This is a genomic window from Sphingomonas sp. EC-HK361 (genome assembly GCF_902498785.1).
Lineage (GTDB): Bacteria > Pseudomonadota > Alphaproteobacteria > Sphingomonadales > Sphingomonadaceae > Sphingomonas.
Map to the genome: position 1 here is coordinate 799,372 of NZ_LR701494.1, position 19,304 is coordinate 818,675.

Annotated in this window: 24 protein-coding genes; 6 read left to right on the forward strand and 18 right to left on the reverse strand. The window is 66.8% G+C overall.

Annotated features, from left to right (window positions below; all coding sequences use genetic code 11):
* Positions 1-119 precede the first annotated feature (119 nt).
* A complete protein-coding gene (locus BOS5A_RS11170; RefSeq protein ID WP_151955176.1) occupies positions 120-416 on the reverse strand; it encodes a (2Fe-2S) ferredoxin domain-containing protein in 297 nt (98 codons plus the stop codon).
* Entirely contained in the window at positions 401-937 is a 537-nt protein-coding gene (locus tag BOS5A_RS11175; RefSeq protein WP_151955177.1) for a J domain-containing protein, read from the reverse strand. Before BOS5A_RS11175 ends, BOS5A_RS11170 begins: the two co-directional genes overlap by 16 nt.
* A 205-nt stretch (positions 938-1,142) precedes the next feature.
* Between BOS5A_RS11175 and BOS5A_RS11180 the strand changes: the two genes are divergently transcribed.
* Together BOS5A_RS11180 and BOS5A_RS11185 are read left to right on the forward strand one after the other, a co-directional pair.
* Complete coding sequence (locus tag BOS5A_RS11180; protein ID WP_151955178.1) at positions 1,143-2,723, forward strand: SulP family inorganic anion transporter; 1,581 nt, start codon at positions 1,143-1,145, stop codon at positions 2,721-2,723.
* Complete coding sequence (locus BOS5A_RS11185; protein WP_151955179.1) at positions 2,720-3,358, forward strand: carbonic anhydrase; 639 nt, start codon at positions 2,720-2,722, stop codon at positions 3,356-3,358. The genes BOS5A_RS11180 and BOS5A_RS11185 overlap by 4 nt, the downstream gene beginning before the upstream one ends.
* A gap of 104 nt (positions 3,359-3,462) precedes the next feature.
* Here the strand turns inward: BOS5A_RS11185 and BOS5A_RS11190 are convergent, their stop codons facing one another.
* The 5 genes from BOS5A_RS11190 to BOS5A_RS11210 form a co-directional block, all read right to left on the reverse strand.
* A complete protein-coding gene (locus tag BOS5A_RS11190) occupies positions 3,463-4,284 on the reverse strand; it encodes a pyrroline-5-carboxylate reductase family protein (RefSeq protein ID WP_267903848.1) in 822 nt (273 codons plus the stop codon).
* The gene (locus BOS5A_RS11195) at positions 4,281-4,787 is read right to left on the reverse strand and encodes a YbjN domain-containing protein (protein WP_199857350.1); all 507 of its coding nucleotides are present in this window, start codon (positions 4,785-4,787) and stop codon (positions 4,281-4,283) included. The genes BOS5A_RS11190 and BOS5A_RS11195 overlap by 4 nt, the downstream gene beginning before the upstream one ends.
* 94 nt (positions 4,788-4,881) lie before the next feature.
* Positions 4,882-5,160, reverse strand: coding sequence for an accessory factor UbiK family protein (locus BOS5A_RS11200; protein WP_151955182.1), 279 nt, complete (start codon positions 5,158-5,160; stop codon positions 4,882-4,884).
* A 20-nt stretch (positions 5,161-5,180) separates the two neighbouring features.
* Positions 5,181-5,735 (reverse strand): TspO/MBR family protein, encoded by a 555-nt coding sequence (locus tag BOS5A_RS11205; RefSeq protein WP_234419310.1) that lies wholly within the window; start codon positions 5,733-5,735, stop codon positions 5,181-5,183.
* Between the two features lie 89 nt (positions 5,736-5,824).
* Positions 5,825-6,559 (reverse strand): TlyA family RNA methyltransferase, encoded by a 735-nt coding sequence (locus BOS5A_RS11210; RefSeq protein ID WP_199857420.1) that lies wholly within the window; start codon positions 6,557-6,559, stop codon positions 5,825-5,827.
* Positions 6,560-7,003: 444 nt separating this feature from the next.
* On the opposite strand from BOS5A_RS11210, the gene BOS5A_RS11215 reads away from it, so the two are divergent.
* The gene (locus BOS5A_RS11215; RefSeq protein ID WP_151955183.1) at positions 7,004-7,687 is read left to right on the forward strand and encodes an RBBP9/YdeN family alpha/beta hydrolase; all 684 of its coding nucleotides are present in this window, start codon (positions 7,004-7,006) and stop codon (positions 7,685-7,687) included.
* A gap of 49 nt (positions 7,688-7,736) precedes the next feature.
* On the opposite strand, the gene BOS5A_RS11220 is transcribed toward BOS5A_RS11215, so the two are convergent.
* Positions 7,737-7,964: a hypothetical protein gene (locus BOS5A_RS11220; protein WP_151955184.1), complete on the reverse strand. Its 228-nt coding sequence runs from the start codon at positions 7,962-7,964 to the stop codon at positions 7,737-7,739.
* A 5-nt stretch (positions 7,965-7,969) separates the two neighbouring features.
* The gene (dxs, locus tag BOS5A_RS11225; protein WP_151955185.1) at positions 7,970-9,892 is read right to left on the reverse strand and encodes a 1-deoxy-D-xylulose-5-phosphate synthase; all 1,923 of its coding nucleotides are present in this window, start codon (positions 9,890-9,892) and stop codon (positions 7,970-7,972) included.
* 88 nt (positions 9,893-9,980) lie between these two features.
* Here dxs and BOS5A_RS11230 point away from each other — a divergent pair, with 88 nt between their 5' ends.
* Positions 9,981-10,517, forward strand: coding sequence for a GNAT family N-acetyltransferase (locus tag BOS5A_RS11230; protein ID WP_151955186.1), 537 nt, complete (start codon positions 9,981-9,983; stop codon positions 10,515-10,517).
* A gap of 94 nt (positions 10,518-10,611) precedes the next feature.
* Here BOS5A_RS11230 and BOS5A_RS11235 read toward each other — a convergent pair whose 3' ends face one another.
* From BOS5A_RS11235 to BOS5A_RS11260, 6 genes are all read right to left on the reverse strand, one after another.
* A complete protein-coding gene (locus BOS5A_RS11235) occupies positions 10,612-11,076 on the reverse strand; it encodes a Fur family transcriptional regulator (RefSeq protein ID WP_151955187.1) in 465 nt (154 codons plus the stop codon).
* Between the two features lie 40 nt (positions 11,077-11,116).
* A complete protein-coding gene (locus tag BOS5A_RS11240) occupies positions 11,117-11,494 on the reverse strand; it encodes a MerC domain-containing protein (protein WP_151955188.1) in 378 nt (125 codons plus the stop codon).
* 299 nt (positions 11,495-11,793) lie between these two features.
* Positions 11,794-12,189, reverse strand: a complete 396-nt coding sequence (rplS, locus tag BOS5A_RS11245) for a 50S ribosomal protein L19 (protein WP_151955189.1) — start codon at positions 12,187-12,189, stop codon at positions 11,794-11,796.
* A 1-nt stretch (position 12,190) separates the two neighbouring features.
* On the reverse strand, positions 12,191-12,922 hold the full coding sequence (gene trmD / locus BOS5A_RS11250; RefSeq protein WP_151955190.1) for a tRNA (guanosine(37)-N1)-methyltransferase TrmD: 732 nt from the start codon (positions 12,920-12,922) through the stop codon (positions 12,191-12,193).
* Complete coding sequence (locus BOS5A_RS11255; protein ID WP_151955191.1) at positions 12,919-13,308, reverse strand: type II toxin-antitoxin system VapC family toxin; 390 nt, start codon at positions 13,306-13,308, stop codon at positions 12,919-12,921. Before BOS5A_RS11255 ends, trmD begins: the two co-directional genes overlap by 4 nt.
* The gene (locus BOS5A_RS11260; RefSeq protein ID WP_151955192.1) at positions 13,305-13,577 is read right to left on the reverse strand and encodes an antitoxin; all 273 of its coding nucleotides are present in this window, start codon (positions 13,575-13,577) and stop codon (positions 13,305-13,307) included. Before BOS5A_RS11260 ends, BOS5A_RS11255 begins: the two co-directional genes overlap by 4 nt.
* Before the next feature lie 53 nt (positions 13,578-13,630).
* Here BOS5A_RS11260 and BOS5A_RS11265 point away from each other — a divergent pair, with 53 nt between their 5' ends.
* Positions 13,631-14,536, forward strand: a complete 906-nt coding sequence (locus BOS5A_RS11265; protein ID WP_151955193.1) for an NAD(P)/FAD-dependent oxidoreductase — start codon at positions 13,631-13,633, stop codon at positions 14,534-14,536.
* Positions 14,537-14,654: 118 nt separating this feature from the next.
* Here the strand turns inward: BOS5A_RS11265 and rimM are convergent, their stop codons facing one another.
* The 3 genes from rimM to ffh form a co-directional block, all read right to left on the reverse strand.
* Positions 14,655-15,131 carry a ribosome maturation factor RimM gene (rimM, locus tag BOS5A_RS11270; RefSeq protein ID WP_151955194.1) on the reverse strand — a complete coding sequence of 159 codons (477 nt, stop codon included), beginning with the start codon at positions 15,129-15,131 and terminating at the stop codon, positions 14,655-14,657.
* Positions 15,132-15,345: 214 nt separating this feature from the next.
* Complete coding sequence (rpsP, locus tag BOS5A_RS11275; protein WP_151955195.1) at positions 15,346-15,855, reverse strand: 30S ribosomal protein S16; 510 nt, start codon at positions 15,853-15,855, stop codon at positions 15,346-15,348.
* 123 nt (positions 15,856-15,978) lie between these two features.
* Positions 15,979-17,493 carry a signal recognition particle protein gene (ffh, locus tag BOS5A_RS11280; RefSeq protein ID WP_151955196.1) on the reverse strand — a complete coding sequence of 505 codons (1,515 nt, stop codon included), beginning with the start codon at positions 17,491-17,493 and terminating at the stop codon, positions 15,979-15,981.
* A 238-nt stretch (positions 17,494-17,731) separates the two neighbouring features.
* On the opposite strand from ffh, the gene BOS5A_RS11285 reads away from it, so the two are divergent.
* Complete coding sequence (locus BOS5A_RS11285) at positions 17,732-19,294, forward strand: putative bifunctional diguanylate cyclase/phosphodiesterase (RefSeq protein ID WP_151955197.1); 1,563 nt, start codon at positions 17,732-17,734, stop codon at positions 19,292-19,294.
* Positions 19,295-19,304 lie beyond the last annotated feature (10 nt).

A 19,304-nucleotide genomic window follows, 5' to 3' on the forward strand; every position in this document is an offset into this window, starting at 1 on the left:
ACTCGAACCGTCACCCCGGCCTTGAGCCGGGGTCCCGCTTCTTCTTAACCGTCCAGCTACTAGCGGGACCCCGGATCAAGTCCGGGGTGACGTGATTGGCCAAACCTCGTTATCTTGCGTCAGCGCAGCCCACGCGCCAGCGCCTCGACATTCGCGTTGGCTGGCACAACATGCCATCGCCCGGGCTCACGCGTGTCGATCATCGTCACCGCATGTTTGGGACAGATGCCGAGGCACCGCGTCTCCACCACGCCGAGCCGCGCCTTGCGCCCCTTGCCGAGCGCGAGCGCCTTGCGCAGCGCCTTTGCGAGCGAGGTCTTGCCCTTGCGACCGTAACCGCCGCCAAGCTTCTTCGAACATTTGCCGCACACGAGGATCGCGCCCTGCCACTCCGCGCGGATCAGCTTGGCCGCCATGTCCGCCGGTCCTCGGCCGCGCGCAGCACCTCATAGGCCGCCTGGATCGCCTGGAAACGCACCGCGGCGTCGGCGTCGCCGGGACGGACATCGGGGTGATTCGCCTTGGCCAGCCGCCGCCAGGCCAGCTTCACCGCGTCGAAATCGGCATCGCTTTCCAGCTCCAGCACATCGAGCGCGCGCATTTCGTCGCGCGACCGGCTGCCGTCGCCGCTGCCGCCCCAGCCATAATGCTTCGCCTCGGCATAGCCCGACGTATCGCGCGTCTCCTGCGCCTCGCGCGCGGCGGCATCTTCCGCGCTCAGCCCCTCGAAATAATTCCAGCCGCGATTGTATTCGCCGGCATGGGTCGCGCAGAAATACCAGCGTTCCGGGCTGTTGGGCGATTTCGGTGCGGGGCAATCGCCCGGCTCCTCGCAGCCGTGCCGGTCGCAGATCCGCACCTGCGTCGTCTCGCGGCCGGAGCCGTAGCCGCGCCAGCGGGGAAAGCCCCAGTCGTTCGAACGTGAATAGCGAGCCATTGCCGGCACGACATAGGCACGCCGCTGCCAAACGCAATCGGATGTCACTTTATCACATTTTGCAGTTGCGAACGGATCGCGACTTCGACTATGAACTTCCTGTCATGTTGGCGTCATCTCGTTGACATGCATTCCCCCCGGCCGCGGGGACCTCCCCTCTCCGCGGCCACTTTTTTGAGACCGCCGACCCCCAAGAGGAGCCGACGTGCCTAGCTTGATCCCCAGTTTCAAAACATGGCGAGCAGACCTGCCCGCCTCCATCGTCGTCGCGCTCGTCGCGCTGCCGCTGTGCCTCGGCATCGCGGTCGCCTCGGGCGCCCCGCCCCTGTCCGGCCTGATCGCCGGCATCGTCGGTGGCATCGTCGTCGGCCTGCTGTCCAAGTCCTCGCTCTCGGTCGCCGGCCCCGCCGCCGGCCTCACCGTCATCGTGCTGGCCGGCATCCAGAGCCTGCCCAGCTTCGAGGCGTTCCTGCTCGCGGTCGTGCTCTCGGGCGTATTTCAGCTGCTCTTCGGCCTCACCCGCTCGGGCGTGCTCTCGGAATTCGTGCCATCCTCGGTCATCACCGGCATGCTCGCCGCGATCGGCCTGATCCTTATCCTGAAGCAAATCCCCCACGCCATCGGCTTCGATGGCGATTACGAAGGCAGCTTCGAATTCTTCGCCCAGGACGGCCGCAACACGCTGTCCGCCATCTGGTATGCGCTCAACCAGTCGGTGCTGTGGGGCGCGATCCTGATTTCGGTCGTCAGCCTCGTCTTCCTGTTCTGGTGGGACGCGGCCAAGCCCAAGACCGGCCCGCTGCGCTTCCTGCCGGGTCCGCTCGTCGTCGTGTTCATCGGTATCGTCGGCAACGGGCTGCTTGGCATCGTCGCGCCGTCGCTGCAATTGCAAGCGTCGCATCTGGTGCAGGTGCCCGTTGCCAGCGATTTCGGCAGCTTCCTGAGCTTCTTCTCCACCCCCGATTTCTCGCAGATCGGCAACAAGACCGTATGGACGGTGGCGATCACCCTCGCGATCGTCGCCAGCCTCGAATCGCTGCTCAGCGTCAATGCGGTCGACCAGATCGATCCGCGCCGGCGCACCACGCCCAAGAACTGGGAGCTGTTCGCGCAAGGCGGCGGCAACATCGCCTCGGGCCTGATCGGCGGCATCCCGGTCACGTCGGTGATCGTCCGCTCCTCCGCGAACGTCGATTCGGGCGCCGAGAGCAAGCTGTCGGCGATGATGCACGCGTGCTGGCTGCTGCTGAGCGTCGCGCTGATCCCGGTCGCGCTGAACCTGATCCCGCTGTCCGCGCTCGCAGCCGTCCTCATCGCGACGGGCTACAAGCTGACCAAGCCGAAGCTCTTCGCCGACCGGCTTAAGCAGGGCTGGACGCAGTTCGTGCCCTTCGTGGTGACGGTCGTCGCGATCCTGTTCACCGATCTTCTCGAAGGCATCGTCATCGGGCTCGTCGTCGGGTTCATCTTCGTCGTGGCGCGCAATTTCCGCACCGCAATCACCTATGCCTGCGACGGCGGCGACTGCCTGATCCGTGCCCGGCGCAACCTGTATTTCATCCATAAATACGAGCTGCGTCGTGAGCTCGGCCGGGTGCCGGACAACGTCAATTTGCTGATCGACCTGTCATCGACCAGCTATGTCGATCTCGATAACGTCGACATCATCAACGCGTTCATCAAGGGCGCCGAATATCGCGGCATCACCGTCACGCTGCGCGGCGATCTCGCCGGCCGCACCGCCGCGATGGTCCACGCCCCGACCAGAGAGGTCCGCTTCGCATGAAGGAATACAAGCAGTTGCTCCTCGCCAACAAGGCGTGGGCGGTCGAGCTGACCGACGAGGACCCCGAGTTCTTCTCGCGTCAGATCGCCGGGCAGAAGCCCGATTTCCTGTGGATCGGCTGTTCCGACAGCCGGGTCACGCCCGAACAGATGACGATGACACCGCCGGGCGGCATGTTCCTCCACAGGAACGTCGCCAATCTGGTGCATGAGGACGACCTGAACCTGCTGTCGGTGCTGCAATATGCGGTCGATGTGCTGCAGGTGCGCCACATCATCCTGTGCGGCCATCACAGCTGCGGCGGGATCAAGGCGACGCTGACCGGCGGCGTGACCGGGCCGGTGGACAAGTGGCTCGACGTCGCACGCGGCGTGCTTGCCGATCACCGCGATGAGATCGACGCGCAGCCGACCGAGGAGGCGAAGGTCAACCGGCTGGTCGAGGTGAACGTCAGCGACCAGCTCGTCCGCCTCGCGCGCACCGAAACCGTCCAGGGCGCCTTCGCCCGCGGACAGGACTTGGCGCTCCACGGCTGGGTGTACGATATCCGCGATGGCCACATCAAACCGATGATGGAGATCGACCGCGATACCGATCTGGAGCGCGTCGAGCGTCCGGAAAAGGTGTTGGTCTAACCCTGCCCGTTGGTGCTGAGCGAAGTCGAAGCACGCCGCGCAACACGTGGCCTTCGACTTCGCTCAGGCCGAACGGAGCTGGTGGATCGCCTCAGGCTGCTCGATCAACCCCGCCGAGCAGCCTCTGCCATCTCACGGTTGCGCCGCGTCGCCGCCTCCAGCGTCTCCGTCAGCAGCCGCACCAGCGCGCCATCGCGATCGAGCACGTTCAGCCCCTCGCGCGTCGATCCGCCCTTGCTCGCCACCCGGTCGGCCAGCACCGCCGGCGACGCGTCGGCCGCCTCGGCCATCGCCGCGCTTCCCGCGACCATCGCCAGCGCCAGTCGTGCGGCCTGATCCGCGGGGATGCCGAGCGCGGCGCCCGCCGCGCCGAGCGCGTCGACGAAGCGGAACAGAAAGCCCGGCCCGCTCCCGGCAAGCGCGGTCACGACGTCGAACAGCGCCTCGTCACCGATCCATTCGACATGGCCGAGCGGCGTCACGAGTGCTTCGGCGAGCGCTCGCCCTTCCGCGTCGCCCTCTCCACCGTGAAGCGCGATCACGCCTCTCCCGATCGCGATCGGCAGATTGGGCATCGCGCGCACGACAGACTGCGCGGCGCACATCGGCACCAGCGTCGCGATCTCCACCCCGGCCAGCACCGACAGCAGCAGCCGGGGCGCCAGTGCTGCAAACGCAGGGGTGCGCAGCGCACCGAGCTGTTGCGGCTTCAGCGCCAGCGCGACCACATCGAACTCGTCGGCACTGTCGGTGGGCAACTCCGCAACGACGCGCACCCCGTCCGGCATCGCGCGCAGGCTCGGGCTGACCACCGTAATCCGATCCGGCCGCGTTCCCGCCTTCAGCCAGCCGCGCAGCATCGCGCCGCCCATATTGCCCGCCCCGACCAGCAGGATGCGGGCACCCGCCGGTGGAATAACGCTCAAGCCTCGCCCTGCGTCTCGACCATCGCGGCGTCCAGCGCCTCGCGCGGGGTCTTGCCCCCCCACAGGACGAACTGGAACACGGGGTAGAAGCGTTCGCATTCGTCGATCGCCGATTCGACGAGCAGTTCGGCCGCGGCGAGCGACATCGTTCCCTGCTCCTCGCCATCGACCAGCGCGGCGTGACGATAAAGCAGGATGCCGCTCGACGACCACAGCTCGAAATGCCCGACCCAGAGCTGTTCGTTGACCAGCCCGATCGCCTCGTACATCGCCGGGCGGCGCTCTTCCGTCACCTTCACGTCGGGAAAGGCGAGGAACTGCAGGACGCTGTCGTCCTCGCGCCACAGCGCGCGCAGCTCATATTCGGTCCAGCTGCCCTTCACGGTCGCGACGATCTCGTCGTCGTGCCGCTCATGCGTCCAGCCATGCGCCGCATAATAGGTTTCGAGCATGTCGATCGGCGCTGAGGCCTCCCGGTCGTAATCGGCTTCGTCGAGCATCATCGCCTTATCGCACGGAAAGCGCCGCGCGTGCAAAGCCCCGCGAGGAAGACCCGCGGGGCATGTGGATAATCGGTGCAGGAATCTGTGGAAAAAGTCAGGCCGCGGACCCGCCCGCGGCCTTGCCCGGCTTCGCGGCCCTGGCCTCCATCGCATCGAGCCGCGCCTTCAGCGCGTCGTTCTCGTCGCGCGCCGCGACCGCCATCGCCTTCACCGCGTCGAACTCCTCGCGGCTGACGAAATCCATCCCGCCGATCCATTCGCGCATACGCTGGCGCATCCCCGATTCGGCTTCGCGCCCCATGCCGGCGACGGTGCCCGCCGCGCCGTTCAGGAACTTGGCGAAATCGTCTAAGATGCGGTTCTCGGTCTGCATGAGGGGCCTTTCAACTCTGCTCAAAGGCTGATCTGGAGTTTCGCTGCCCCCGGCACAAGATGCTGCGCGTCAGGATTGAACTGATCGATCCGCCAGTTGAGCACACCGGCAAAGCTGATCCACACCAGATACGGCACCATCAACCACGCCGCCACACGCCTGATCCGCCCGAACGCGATCGTCGTCGCGGTGGCCGCGACCAGCATCGCCACGATGATCCAGAGCGCGAGCGAGACCTTGTGCTGGCCGAAGAACACCGGCGTCCAGATGAGATTGAGCACGAACTGCACGACAAACAGCGCCAGCGCTCCACCCCGGCCCCGCGCCCCGCGCGCATGCAGGATCACGGCGAGCGCGAGTCCCATCAAGATGTAGAGGATGGTCCAGGCCACCGGGAACAGCCATCCCGGCGGGGTCAGCGCCGGCTTCTGGAGCGCGCGATACCATGCGCTGTCCGCGCCATTCGCCACGCTGGTGCCCGACAGGAAGCCGAGCAGGACGATCGCCGGGACCGCAACAAGCGCCCAGCGCAGGAACGACATCCGCAACTGGTCCTTCGACGCCAATCCACCCACGCCTGTCCCCTCTCGATGTTCAGGCGCGCTTCTGCCCGGAACCGCCACGCGGGTAAACAGCCCGGAACAGCCTGGTGTCCCGCGGCGGATCAGGCTTTCCCGGCGCCGATCAGGAATTCGATATTTCCCTCCGGCCCGGTGATCGGGCTCTGCGTGACGCCCTCGACCGTCCAGCCCTCGCCGACGAGCCACGCCGCAACCTCGTCGCAGACACGTGCGTGGATTGCAGCATCCCGGACGACACCGCCCTTGCCGACCTCGTCGCGCCCCGCCTCGAACTGCGGCTTGATGAGCGCGAGCAGCCGCCCGCCGGGCTTCACGAAGTCGAGCGGCACGGCGAGCACCTTGGCCAGCCCGATGAAACTCGCATCGCACACGACAAGGTCGATCGGCTCGGGAATGTGCGCCGGTGTGAGAACCCGCGCGCTCGTCTGTTCGTGGACGACGACGCGCGGATCCTGCCGCAGCTTCCATGCGAGCTGGTTCGTGCCGCTATCGACCGCAAATACCTTCGCCGCGCCGCGCGTCAGCAGCACATCGGTGAACCCGCCTGTCGAGGACCCCACATCGATCGCGACCGCCCCCGCTACATCCCATCCGAATTGATCGAGCCCGTGCGCCAGCTTGATTCCCCCGCGCGAAACCCAGGGGTGGTCGCGCCCGCGCACGTCAAGAATCGCGTCTTCGGCGAGCGCCTGCCCCGGCTTCTCGACCTTGCGCTCGCCCGCGAAAACCAGCCCTGCCATGATGAGCGCCTGCGCCCGCGTGCGCGACTCGGCGAGCCCCCGATCGACGAGCATCTGGTCTGCGCGCTGCTTGGCCATCTTAGGGTTCAAACTCATTCAGAACGAGGTCGAGACGGAGCCGATTTTGGCACACAGGTAGGAGCAAGGAGGGAGCGATGCCAATGCATCGTGACCGACGCCGCGACGCCGCTGTGCGCCAAAATCGGCCCGCTTCCGTAGGGGGTCGCCCGTGGAGAGCCGCCGAGCGTCGTCGCTTGCTTGCGCGTAGCTTCAGCTACGCGACTGCGCGGCGCTTCTTGTCGGCGGCTCTCCACGGGCGATCTCGATCCTCGTTCTGAATGAGTTTGAACCCCTCGTCATATCGCGGCACTTTCGGATCGTAGCAACCCGCACTCCCCTGGTCGCCAAACCTATTGCCCATCGGAATAGTAGGAATGGCATTTGTGTCGGGGCGAGGCCGCGGCGCACGTGCCCCCTAGAGCGTCTGGCGCGGCCTCGCTTCATCCTGAACGGAGAGCGATCATGGCGTCCTATCAAGCCGATTTCCACGGCCATGCGACCGTCCTCACCATCCCCGGGCTGAACGGCTCCGGGCCGTCGCACTGGCAGTCGCTGTGGGAGGAATCGCGGGTCGATACCACGCGCGTCGATCTCGGCATGTGGACGATGCCGCACCGCAACGCCTGGGTGACGAAGATCGACCAGGCGGTGCGCTCGACCCGGGCGCCGATCATCCTCGTTGCGCACAGCCTCGGCTGCCTTTCCGTGGCATGGTGGGCGCAGTTGAGCCCGCAGCCCTATGGCTGGCCGGTCGCCGGTGCGTTGCTGGTCGCGCCCGCCGATGTCGATCGCACCGACGCGCGCGACGAGCTTCGCGGCTTCGCGCCCGCGCCGCGCACCCCGCTCCCCTTCCCCTCGATCCTGATCGCATCGAACGACGATCCGTGGATCGATATCGATCGTGCGCACAGCCTTGCGGTCGATTGGGGGAGCCACTTCGTCGATGCGGGGCCGCAGGGCCATCTCAATGCCGCGAGCGGGATCGGCTGGTGGCCGGAAGGGCAGGAACTGCTCGAACGCGTGATCGCCGCGTCAGGCGCCGCGCACGGCCGCAGCATGGCACCGGGCGACGCGCGCGCGATCCTCGCCGTCAACGCGACCGACGCCGCCGAAGCCCATTATCTGGGTGGGTCAATGATGCGGTAGAAATTTGATCCAGCGGCTACCGTGCTCCCGCGCAGGCGGGAGCCCAGAGTTACCGACCACGACGCTCGCGGCTCTGGGCTCCCGCCTGCGCGGGAGCACTGTCCTTACGGTGCACCAAGACCTGGTTGCCCATGACATCGGGTCGATCCTCACGCCCCGCCCCTCCTCGCGCCGCAGCCAGCGCCCGTTGCATCCGCCGCCAGATCGACAGGTTGAACATCGCCAGCGCAAACACCGCCAGCACAGTGATCGCAATAACCTTGGCCGTGCCGGACATTGAATCTAAGCCCGCGCCTCGGCGATCCCGCCGGAATTATGCCGCAGCGCGGTCAGCACGGTATCGACGATCGCGTCCGCGTCGAGCCCTGCCTCGGCGTATTGCAGCTCGGGCTTGTCCTGGTCCTGGAACCGGTCGGGCAAACGAAGCGTGCGGATCTTCAGCCCCGCATCGGTCAGCCCGCCGTCGCTCGCCATCGTCAGCACATGCGCGCCGAGGCCGCCGACCGCATTCTCCTCGATCGTCACCGCGACCTCGTGCGTGGTCAGCAGCTTGCGGATCAGCGCCTCGTCCAGCGGCTTGGCGAAGCGCAGATCGGCCACGCTCGTCGACAGCCCCTTGGCCTCCAGCGTCTCCGCCGCCTTCAGCGCCTCGCCCAGCCGCGTGCCGAGGGACAGGATCGCCACCGTCTTGCCCTCGCGCACCATCCGGCCCTTGCCGATCGCCAGCCGCTCGGGCGCCTCGGGCAGCGCGACCCCGGTGCCGTTGCCGCGCGGATAGCGCACCGCGATCGGCCCGCTGTCGTGCAGCACCGCGGTATGCGTCATGTGGACGAGTTCGGCCTCGTCGGCGGGCGCCATCACCACCATGTTGGGCAGCGTCGCCAGATAGGTCACGTCGAACGACCCCGCATGTGTCGCGCCGTCCGCCCCGACGAGCCCGGCACGGTCGATCGCGAAGCGCACCGGCAGGTTCTGGATGCAGACGTCATGGACGACCTGGTCATAGGCGCGCTGGAGGAAGGTCGAATAGATCGCGCAGAACGGCCGCATCCCCTGCGCCGCCAGCCCCGCCGCAAAGGTCACCGCATGCTGTTCGGCAATCCCTACGTCGAAGAACCGGTCGGGATGCGCCTTCGCGAACCTGTCGAGCCCGGTGCCGGACGGCATCGCCGCGGTGATGGCGCAGATGCGCGGGTCGCTCTGCGCTTCCTTCGCCAGCGCCTCGCCGAAGACGTTCTGATATTGCGGCGGCCCCGGCGGCGCCTTCGCCTGCGTGCCGGTGATCACGTCGAATTTCTGGACGCCGTGATACTTGTCCGCCGCCGCCTCGGCCGGGGCATAGCCCTTGCCTTTCTTGGTCACGACATGGACCAGGATCGGGCCTTCCTCGGCATCGCGCACATTTTCGAGCACGGGAATCAGATGGTCGAGATTATGCCCGTCGATCGGCCCGACATAATAGAAGCCCAGCTCTTCGAAGAGCGTGCCGCCCATCGTCATGCCGCGCGCGAATTCGTCGGTCTTTCGCGCCGCCTGGTGAAACGGCCGCGGCAGGCGGCGCGCGAACTTCTTCATCAGCTCGCGAAGACCCAGAAATTCGCGACTCGATACGATCCGCGAGAGATAGGCCGACAGCCCGCCGACCGGCGGCGCGATCGACATGTCATTGTCGTTGAGGATCACGACCAGCCGGTTGCCCGCCTGCTCGGCGTTGTTCATCGCCTCATAGGCCATGCCCGCGGACATTGCGCCGTCGCCGATCACCGCGATCGCCTTGCCCGGCGTCCCCGCCAGCTTGTTGGCGACCGCAAAGCCGAGCGACGCGGAGATCGAGGTCGAGCTGTGCGCCGCGCCGAACGGATCGTACTCGCTCTCGGCTCGCTTGGTGAAGCCCGACAGCCCCCCGCCCTGACGAATCGTGCGGATACGGTCGCGCCGCCCGGTCAGAATCTTGTGCGGATAGCATTGATGCCCGACGTCCCACACCAGCCGGTCGTCGGGGGTGTTGAAGACGTAGTGGATGGCTGTCGTCAGCTCGACGACGCCCAATCCCGATCCGAGATGCCCGCCGGTCGTCCCGACCGCGGAAATCGTCTCCGCGCGCAATTCGTCGGCGAGCTGGCGGAGCTGCTCTGGCTTCAGGTTGCGAAGGTCGGCGGGCGAAAGGACCGTATCAAGCAACGGGGTCGCGGGAAGTTCGGACATTCTATCCGTTTAGACCAACCCAAACGGGGTGTCGATTGCGCGCGAAAGGGTTGACGCGGGGCCGCAGGCGCGGTGATCCGCGTGATCCATGTCCCGCCCCGCCATCCGCATCGCGACGACCGCCGATATTCCCGAGATCCGGGAGCTGATGCGCCGCGCGATCGACACGCTGCAACGCGACTTTCTGGGCGAAACCCAGATCGCCGCGAGTCGGCAGGTGATGGGGCTCGACACGCAGCTGATCGAGGACGGCACCTATTTCGTCGCCGAACTGGGCGGCGTCATCGCCGGATGCGGCGGGTGGAGCCGGCGCGCGACGCTCTATGGCGGCGATCACTCCGCCGAGCTGCGCGACGCAACGCTCCTCGATCCAGCCCAAGACGCCGCCCGCATCCGCACGATGTTCACCCATCCCGATTTCACTCGCCGCGGAGTCGGCGCGGTGATCCTGCGTGCATGCGAATCGGCCGCCTTCGCTGCGGGATTCGAGCGTGCGGAAATGATGGCGACGCTCGCCGGAGAGCCGCTTTACCGCGCGGCAGGCTATGTCGTGATCGAACGCACTGCGGCAGCTCCTGTCGAGGGCGTCGTGGTCCCGCTGGTCAGGATGGGAAAGCTGCTTTGAGCCGCCCATCCCGCTTGCCCTGAGCGTAGTCGAAGGGCGTGAATATGTGCTTCGACTTCGCTCAGCACGAACGGACAGGCCTACCGGCTTCGCCCTAGTTCGTCGCGCAGTCGGCGCATTTCCCGCGCACCTCGATCACCGGCCGCACCGGCGTGAAGCCGTGCGCCAGCGCCGCCTCGCGCACCCCGCGGGTCAGCCGGTCGTCGTCGATATGCGTCGTCTGTCCGCAACTGTCGCACACCAGGAAGATGCAGTCGTGCAGGCAATCCGGATGCGCGTTGGCGATATAGGCGTTGGCGCTCTCAACCCGCCGCGCGAGGTTCGCGCCAACGAACAGGTCGAGGATCCGGTAGACGCTGTTCGCCGCGACCCGCCGCCCCTCGCGCTTCGACACCGCCTCGGCAATGTCATAGGCGGACGCAGGCTTGTCGAACCCGGCCAGCGCCTCGAAAACGCTCGCGCGCATCGCGGTCCACTGCTCGCCCGATTGCTCGAGCCGCCCCTGCGCCGCTACGGTGAGGTCGTCGCCCTGCGGCTCGTGATGATGATGTCCCGGCATGAACTGAACCTAAGGTCGCTGCGAACGCCTCGCAAGCGGTTCAGGCAATGGCGCGCCGATTGAGATCATGCCCCATCGCCAGCAGACCGACGCCGATGACCGTCCAGATCGTCTCGGCATGGCCGGCATCATGCGGCAGCGTGATCGCCCCAGCCATGATGCCGAGCCCGAGCGACCCCATTGCGACCGGCATGATATAGCCATGCGCCATCACCCCGCGGCCCAGCGCGACCGCGCCGAGCCCGATCGCGATCGTCAGCCCCACCTCGTGAAAGATCGGATCGGCGAGCAGCCCGCCGACCGTTGACAGCATCGCCAGCAGCACCGCGCTCGCCAGGCAATGCACGACGCATAGCCCCGACAGTCCGATCGCCAGGCGATCCAGACCCGGAAACCAGGCGTAGCGAGTCGTCGTCATGCGCCGCATATACGCCGCGCAGATCAAGGTTACAATATCACATCGCGTAATTGGACGTGGATTGCTTTATGAAATGCAAAACCCACCCAACCCGTTCGCACTGAGCCTGTCGAAGTGCTGTCTTGAGCGACGACCTTACGGACAGCCGCACCAGATCGTCCCTCGGTCGTCGCGAAAAGGCAGTGCTTCGACAAGCTCAGCACCAACGGGTCGAGCACACAGTTCGTCGCTACCGACAAGAAAAGAGGCGCGGAAGCCTCGCTCCCGCACCCCGATTTCTTCCATGCATTTCGCTCCGATTACTCGGCGGCGGCGACGGTGCCCTTGGCCGGACGCGTGTCGCGGCGCTCGGCGATGCGCGCCGACTTGCCGGTGCGGCCACGCAGATAATAGAGCTTGGCACGACGCACCGCACCCTTGCGGACGACTTCGATGCTGTCGATGTTCGGCGAGTAGAGCGGGAAGACGCGCTCGACGCCCTCGCCGAAGCTCATCTTGCGCACGGTAAAGTTCGAACCCATGCCCTTGTTCGAGCGCGCGATGCACACGCCTTCGTAGTTCTGGACGCGGGTGCGCTCGCCTTCGACGACCTTCACGCCGACCTTCAGCGTGTCGCCGGGGCGGAATTCGGGGATCTTCTTCGCGTCGAGAAACTTGGCGATGTTCTCGGCTTCGAGTGTCTGGATGAGATTCATCTCATTCGTCCTTCGTTCGTCGCTGCGCACCAGAGGGCGACTGGACCCGAGCGCCGATATGGCGCTCCCAAAGATCCGGCCGCCTTAGCCGTGTATCGGTCTCGGCCTGCGCTTTACGCCAGGCCGCGATCCTCGCATGATCCCCCGATCGCAGCACTTCGGGGATCGTGCGCCCTTCCCACATCTGCGGTCGGGTATAATGCGGATATTCGAGGAGGCCGCTTTCGAAGCTTTCCTCGTCTCCGCTGGAAGCCGCGCCCATTACGCCGGGAAGCAGCCGAACGCAAGCGTCGAGCAGCACCAGCGCCCCCATCTCCCCACCCGAGAGGACATAGTCGCCGATCGACACCTCTTCGATCGAGCGCGCCTCGAACAGTCGCTCATCGAATCCCTCGAAACGACCGCACAAAATGGTCGCCCCCGGACCCGCCGCCAGTTCGCGCACCCGCGCCTGCGAAAGCGGCCGCCCACGCGGTGTCATCGCCAGCACCGGCGCCGTCCCGCCCAAGCTGTCGAGCGCGCTTGCGACGACATCGGCCCGCAGCACCATCCCCGCGCCGCCGCCCGCCGGGGTATCATCCACCGTCCGATGCCTGTCGGTCGCGAAATCGCGGATGTTGATCGCCTCAAGCGACCACCGCCCCTCCGCCAGCGCCCGCCCGGCGATCGAATGACCCAGCGGCCCGGGAAACATGTCCGGGTAGAGGGTAAGAACCGTGGCGGCGAAGGTCATCGGGTCCAGTTCTCGATCTTCAGCCCCGATATGTCGGCAAAGTCGCGCTCGTTATTCGTTACGAGAGTCGCGTCGATCGCAAGCGCATGGGCGGCGATCAGCCGATCGAAACTGCCGCGCCGGACACCCGCCTGCTTGGCAAGCCTTCCATAGGCCGAAGCAGCCGCCTCGTCGAAAGACGGGACTATGACCGAGGCCAGGAATTGCTCCACGCGGCGCGCATCCCTTTCCGGATCTTCCGAAGTCTTGTTGCCGACGCGAAGCTCGGCCGCGGAAATGATCGATACCGCCAGGCGGCCGAACTGTCGTTCGATCCTTCCGGCAAGCGATGCACTGCGACCAAGCAGAAAATCGAGACAGGCGTTCGTATCCAGAAGATAGGTCACGCTGCCGCCGCCGAGCCGGTCCCCGGACGCCAGTCCCGTTCCTCCTGCTCGATATCGCCGCGCCCCTCGGCCATGTATCCCGGCGACATGCTGCCATACAGGGTCATCAGCACCGCCGCTGAATCGCTCTCGCGCCAGAAGCTGCACGAACCGTCGGCGTGCGCCACGATCTTCACATCCTCGCCGTCTGCAAAACCGAAGGCTTTGGGCAATCGGATCGCCAACGAATTGCCCGACTTGAACACCTTGGCACGATATTCGACACCCATGACCGCCTCCGTTATTACGACATGTATATACGCGCTACCAAGGATGTAATGCAATGGACGACTGCATCATCATCGGCGCCGGCCCCGCGGGCCTGACCGCCGCGATCTACCTCGCCCGTTTTCATCTTTCGATCCGGCTGTTCGATTGCGGATCGAGCCGCGCCGCGCTCATCCCACGGTCGCACAACCATGCGGGCTACCCCGCTGGAATAGCAGGCAAGGACCTGCTCCAGCGGATGCTCGCCCAGGCTGAGCTCTACGGCGCGGTGCGGGAGGAGGCGCGGGTCGATGCGATCACGTCGAATGGGGAGAATTTCGAGGTCCGCGTCGGCGACCGCGTGATGCCGGCGCGCGCGGTGCTGCTCGCAACGGGGGTCGTGAACCACCGCCCGGATATGGACGATGCGCTCCATGACGCCGCGCTCACCCGCGGTCTTCTCCGCTACTGTCCGATCTGCGACGGCTATGAAGTCACCGACAAGCGCGTCGGCGTCGTCGGCACCGGCGATCACGGCATGCAGGAGGCGCTGTTCCTGCGCGGCTACACCGCCGACGTGACGGTCATCGCCCCCGGCGCCGCGCACGATCTCGACGAAGACTGCCGCCGCGCGCTCGACGATGCCGGTATCGCGCATGTCGATGGCCCATGCGGTGGCTGGGCGATCGAGGGGACGCGCCTCGCGGTCGACACCGCCGCCGGGCGGATGGCCTTCGACAGCATCTACCCCGCACTCGGCTCCGACATCCGCTCCGACCTCGCCGTCGCCGCCGGCGCCCGCGCGACCGAGGACGGCTGCCTGGAGGTCGATGCACACCAGCGCACCAGCGTGCCAGGTCTGTATGCGGCGGGCGATGTCGTGAAGGGGCTCGACCAGATCAGCAACGCGATGGGCCAGGCCGGCGTCGCCGCGACGACGATCCGCAACGACTTGACGAAACGAAAGCCGCTGCGGCGTTAGCGCGCGTAACAGTAGATTGAAACCAATGTATCCCCGCGAAGGCGGGGATCCAGACTGGGCTCCCGCCTTCGCGGGAGCACATAAAAGCGGCCTATCGGACTGTCAGTTTAACTGAAGACTATTCGACGTAAGCCGAATCCACTGTCAGCGCCTCATCATCCCAGTGCGGCACCGCATCAAGACGCATCGGCACCATGAAGCGCTTGCCCGCGCGGCCATCCACCGGCGCGCGTTCGATCTCGATCACGTCGCCGGCACCGAAATTCTCCACATCGACCACAGTGCCCAGCACCGTCCCATCCCTCGATTTCGCCGGGAGCCCGATCAGATCGAAGTGATAATATTCCCCGTCTGCGAGCGGCGGCAGCATGCTGCGTGGCACGCGCAGTTCGGTGCCGCGCAGAGCCTCGGCGGCGGTGCGATCGGGCACCTCGCCAAAGCGCGCGATCGTGCCGTTCGCGCCGCCGCGGATCGACGTCGCGTTGAGCGCGCCGCCGTTGAAGCTGCGATACGCCGCAAGATCGTCAGCAAAGACCTTCAGCCGGCACTCGCCGCCGACGCCATGCGCGCCGATGACGACGGCCAGCGTCACCATCCGCTCGCCGGTTTCAGCCTGCGGGCGATCCGGGTCCGGGTTCGTCGTCGGCGCCTTCGGCCGGCTCTTCGCTGGAGACGCCTTCATTTTCGGTGGGGGTGGCGTCTTCATGGTCATCGGGCGCCGTTCGTGGATCGGGGTCGAGATCGGGCATCGCGCATCTCCTGTTCAACCGTTCGGCCAAGGGAAACGCGCGACGCCCGACATTCGATGCTTACTGCTCGGAGGTAGCCTCGGCGACCTTCTCGCCCTCGGCGGTCGGCTCTTCGGTCGCGGCCTCGACCTCGCCGGCGATGACGGCCTCGGCCTCCTCGTTGCTGTCGGCGGCGGGCGCCTCTTCGACCGAAGCGGGCTTGGCAGCGGCCTCGGCGGCGGCTTCTTCAGCGGCCTTCTGCTTCTCGGCGCGCTCTTCCGCACGCTCCTTCGCCTTCTCGCCCGGCTCGGCCTTTTTCGGGTTGTTGCGCGCAGGCCGCTCCTTCACGCCGGCAACGTCGAGGAAGCGTGCGACGCGATCGGTCGGCTGCGCGCCGACGCCGAGCCAGTGCTTCGCCCGATCGGCGTCGATCTGCACCCGCTTCTCGTCGTCCTTGGCGAGCAGCGGGTTGTAGTTGCCGATCTTCTCCAGGAACTTGCCGTCCCGCGGGCTCCGCGCGTCGGCGACGACGATGCGGTAATAGGGACGCTTCTTCGAGCCGCCGCGCGACAGGCGAATGCTGAGTGCCATTGGTGTTTTCTTCCTTCTTCTCAATCGTCACCCCAGCGAAGGCTGGGGTCTATCTCTGGTTGAACAACGCGTGCCTCTCATGATGAAGAGACATGGACCCCAGCCTTCGCTGGGGTGACGAACCTACTTTTTTCCGAACCCGCCGAACCCCGGCGGAAGCCCCTGGCCCGGTCCCGGCAATCCCGGTAACCCACCGCCGGCCTTGTCGAGCATCCCGCCAAGCTCCGGTCCGCCCAGCGCATTGCCCAGACCGCCCATGCCGCCCCCAAGACCGCCCTTGCCGAGCATCGCCATCATCCCCTTGATGCCGCCCATCTTCTTGATGCGCTTCATCGCGGTGGCCATTTCCTGATGCATCTTCATCAGCTTGTTGACGTCCTGCACGGTCGTGCCGGAGCCCTTGGCGATCCTGATCTTGCGCTTGGCGTTGATGAGCTCCGGCCTGGCGCGTTCCTTGACCGTCATCGATCCGATCATCGCGTCCATCCGCACGAGGATTTTCTCGTCGACCGCGCCCGACGCCATCGCCGCCTGCGCCTTCTTCATGCCGGGAATCATCCCCGCCAGCGCACCCAGCCCGCCCATGCGGCGCATCTGCGCGAGCTGATTGCGCAGGTCGTTCAGGTCGAACTGGCCCTTCGCCATCCGCGCGGCCATCCGCTCGGCATCTTCTGCCTGGATCGACTCCGCCGCCCGCTCGACCAGCGACACCACGTCGCCCATGCCGAGGATGCGGCCCGCGACCCGCTCCGGATGGAACGCCTCGAGCGCATCCATCTTCTCGCCGGTGCCCGCGAACTTGATCGGCTTGCCAGTGACGGCGCGCATCGACAGCGCCGCGCCGCCGCGCGCATCGCCGTCCATCCGGGTCAGCACGACGCCGGTCAACGGCACCTGTTCGGAGAAATTCTGCGCGACGTTGACCGCGTCCTGCCCGGTCAGCGAATCGACGACGAGCAGGATTTCCTGCGGCCGCGCCACATCGGCGACCGCCTTCATCTCGTCCATCAGCGCCTGATCGACGTGCAGCCGCCCGGCGGTATCGAGCATCAGCACGTCGAAGCCCTGCAGCTTCGCCGCCTGGAGCGCGCGACGCGCGATATCGACCGGCTGCTGCCCCGCGACGATCGGCAGCGTCGCGACCTCGACCTGCGTGCCCAGCGTCGCCAGCTGCTCCTGCGCGTTCGGCCGATTGACGTCGAGCGACGCCATCAGCACCTTCTTGCGCTCGCGCCCGCCGCCACCAACGGAGACCTGCCCGGCCGCCAGCCGCTTCGCGATCTTCGCGGTCGTCGTCGTCTTGCCCGAGCCCTGCAGCCCGACCATCATCACGATTGCCGGCGGCGCGACGCCCAGCTCCAGCTCGGACGATTCGGCGCCCAGCATCTCGACGAGCCCGTCATGGACGATCTTGACGACCTGCTGCCCCGGCGTGACCGACCGCAGCACCTGCTGGCCGACCGCTTTTTCGGTGATGCCGTCGACGAACTGGCGCGCCACCGGCAGGGCCACGTCCGCCTCGAGCAGCGCGACCCGCACCTCGCGCATCGCCGCGCGCACATCGGCCTCGGTCAGCGCCCCGCGTCCGCGCAAGCGGTCGAAGACGCCACCAAGCCGGTCGCTCAGGCTTTCAAACATGCGCGCAACACTCCAAAATCCGTGCCCGAACCGCCAAACGCAAAAGCGCCGGCGGGCGAAACCTCGCCGGCCAGCGTACACGCCCGGCCGGTGCCGAGGGTGCTTGATACAGTCGCGTCCGATGATCGGAACAGGACGGCCCTTAGCCGCGCCCGCCCCCAAAGGCAAGTCTGCCGCCGTTTACGCCTCCTTCATGCGCCCGTGCGAAATGCCGGGCAGCGATAGCGCTGGGGGTGGCATGGCGAAGGAAACCGAGTTCGGCGAGGTTGCGTTCCGTGCCCGCGAGATCGCGGTCGTTGCGATCACCGGCATCGCGATCCTGCTGTTCGTGGCGCTTGGCGGCACAGCCCTCGGCGGCACCGTCAACCGGCTGCTCGGCGGTCCGGACGTGCGCAATACGGTGCTGCTCTCCGCGCTCATCCTCAACGTCGCGCTCATCCTGATGGGCTGGCGGCGCCAGCGCGACCTGTCCGCCTATAACCATACCGCCGATCGCGCCCGCGTGCTTGCGAACCAGGATTTGCTCACCGGCCTTTCCACCCGCCGCCATCTCGCCGAACAGGGTGGCGACCTGCTCCGCCTCGCCGCGCGCCGCGACAAGGCGGTCGCCGCGATCCTGTGCGACATCGATGCGCTGAAGGACGTGAACGATCGCCACGGCACCGATGTCGGCGACGCGCTGCTCGTCCACGTCGCGCGGTTGCTGGAGAGCGCCTGCCCGCGCGGCGCGCTGATCGCGCGCTTCGATGGCGATCGCTACGCGGCGTGCTTCCTCTTCGATCCGCATCTGCCCCAGACGATCGACAGCGCCGTCGAGCGCTTCGTCGCGGCCGTCGCGCGACCGGCCGAGATTGCGGGAATCACCCTCGCCGCAACCACCACCATCGGCCTTGCGCGGTCGGACGAGGTGCCAGGCGGCATCGATACGCTGCTGAACGCCGCAGCGCGCGCGCTCGCCGCCGCCGACGCCGCGGGGCGCAACCGGCAGGCATGGTTCGACGCGAGCATGACCGCCGGCAGCGGCACCGACACCGGCCTCGACACCGCGCTCACCGGCGCGGTCGAGCGCGGCGAGATCGTCCCCCATTTCGATCGCCAGATCGATCTCGCGACCGGCACGCTGCGCGGGTTCGAGGTGCTGGCCCGATGGGCGCATCCCGATCACGGCCTGCTGTCGGCCTCGCGCTTCCTGCCCGCCGCCGATCGCCGGGGCCTGACCGCGGCGATCACGCTGGAGGTCATGCGCCAGGCCTTCATCGCCGCGCGCGACTGGGATGCCGCGCTGACGCTCTCGGTCAACATCTCCGCTGCGCAACTGAAGGACCCGTGGCTCGCGCAAAAGATCGTGAAGCTCCTCACCGAAACCGGCTTCGCGCCCGGCCGGCTGGAGATCGAGATCACCGAATCCGCGCTCATCGACACGCTCGCGCTCAGCCGTTCGCTCGTCGAGAGCCTGCGCTCTTACGGGGTCGGCGTCGCGCTCGACGATTTCGGCACCGGCTATTCCAGCCTCACCCATCTGCGCGCGCTCCCGTTCGACCGGATCAAGATCGATCACAGCTTCGTCGCCGCCCCCGATTCGGACCGCGACAGCGCAGCCCTCGTCCGCGCGATCGTCCAGCTTGGCGAGAGCCTGAACATCACCGTCACCGCCGAAGGGATCGGCTCGCTCGCCGCGATGGAGCAGCTTCGCGCGCTGGGTTGCGCCCGCGGGCAGGGCCGTCATTGGGGCGATCCCATGCCCGCCGCCCACGTCCGCCGCCTGCTCGCCGAACAGGCAATGCTCGTGCGCTCCGCCTGACATTGCGCTA

Bases quoted from the DNA above. Each gene is read 5' to 3' on its own strand.
- BOS5A_RS11170 (WP_151955176.1), bottom strand. From the start codon at position 416: ATGGCGGCCAAGCTGATCCGCGCGGAGTGGCAGGGCGCGATCCTCGTG.
- BOS5A_RS11175 (WP_151955177.1), bottom strand. From the start codon at position 937: ATGGCTCGCTATTCACGTTCGAACGACTGGGGCTTTCCCCGCTGGCGC.
- BOS5A_RS11185 (WP_151955179.1), top strand. From the start codon at position 2,720: ATGAAGGAATACAAGCAGTTGCTCCTCGCCAACAAGGCGTGGGCGGTC.
- BOS5A_RS11195 (WP_199857350.1), bottom strand. From the start codon at position 4,787: ATGATGCTCGACGAAGCCGATTACGACCGGGAGGCCTCAGCGCCGATC.
- BOS5A_RS11200 (WP_151955182.1), bottom strand. From the start codon at position 5,160: ATGCAGACCGAGAACCGCATCTTAGACGATTTCGCCAAGTTCCTGAAC.
- BOS5A_RS11210 (WP_199857420.1), bottom strand. From the start codon at position 6,559: ATGGCCAAGCAGCGCGCAGACCAGATGCTCGTCGATCGGGGGCTCGCC.
- BOS5A_RS11215 (WP_151955183.1), top strand. From the start codon at position 7,004: ATGGCGTCCTATCAAGCCGATTTCCACGGCCATGCGACCGTCCTCACC.
- BOS5A_RS11220 (WP_151955184.1), bottom strand. From the start codon at position 7,964: ATGTCCGGCACGGCCAAGGTTATTGCGATCACTGTGCTGGCGGTGTTT.
- dxs (WP_151955185.1), bottom strand. From the start codon at position 9,892: ATGTCCGAACTTCCCGCGACCCCGTTGCTTGATACGGTCCTTTCGCCC.
- BOS5A_RS11230 (WP_151955186.1), top strand. From the start codon at position 9,981: ATGTCCCGCCCCGCCATCCGCATCGCGACGACCGCCGATATTCCCGAG.
- BOS5A_RS11235 (WP_151955187.1), bottom strand. From the start codon at position 11,076: ATGCCGGGACATCATCATCACGAGCCGCAGGGCGACGACCTCACCGTA.
- BOS5A_RS11240 (WP_151955188.1), bottom strand. From the start codon at position 11,494: ATGACGACGACTCGCTACGCCTGGTTTCCGGGTCTGGATCGCCTGGCG.
- rplS (WP_151955189.1), bottom strand. From the start codon at position 12,189: ATGAATCTCATCCAGACACTCGAAGCCGAGAACATCGCCAAGTTTCTC.
- trmD (WP_151955190.1), bottom strand. From the start codon at position 12,922: ATGACCTTCGCCGCCACGGTTCTTACCCTCTACCCGGACATGTTTCCC.
- BOS5A_RS11260 (WP_151955192.1), bottom strand. From the start codon at position 13,577: ATGGGTGTCGAATATCGTGCCAAGGTGTTCAAGTCGGGCAATTCGTTG.
- BOS5A_RS11265 (WP_151955193.1), top strand. From the start codon at position 13,631: ATGGACGACTGCATCATCATCGGCGCCGGCCCCGCGGGCCTGACCGCC.
- rimM (WP_151955194.1), bottom strand. From the start codon at position 15,131: ATGGTGACGCTGGCCGTCGTCATCGGCGCGCATGGCGTCGGCGGCGAG.
- rpsP (WP_151955195.1), bottom strand. From the start codon at position 15,855: ATGGCACTCAGCATTCGCCTGTCGCGCGGCGGCTCGAAGAAGCGTCCC.
- ffh (WP_151955196.1), bottom strand. From the start codon at position 17,493: ATGTTTGAAAGCCTGAGCGACCGGCTTGGTGGCGTCTTCGACCGCTTG.
- BOS5A_RS11285 (WP_151955197.1), top strand. From the start codon at position 17,732: ATGGCGAAGGAAACCGAGTTCGGCGAGGTTGCGTTCCGTGCCCGCGAG.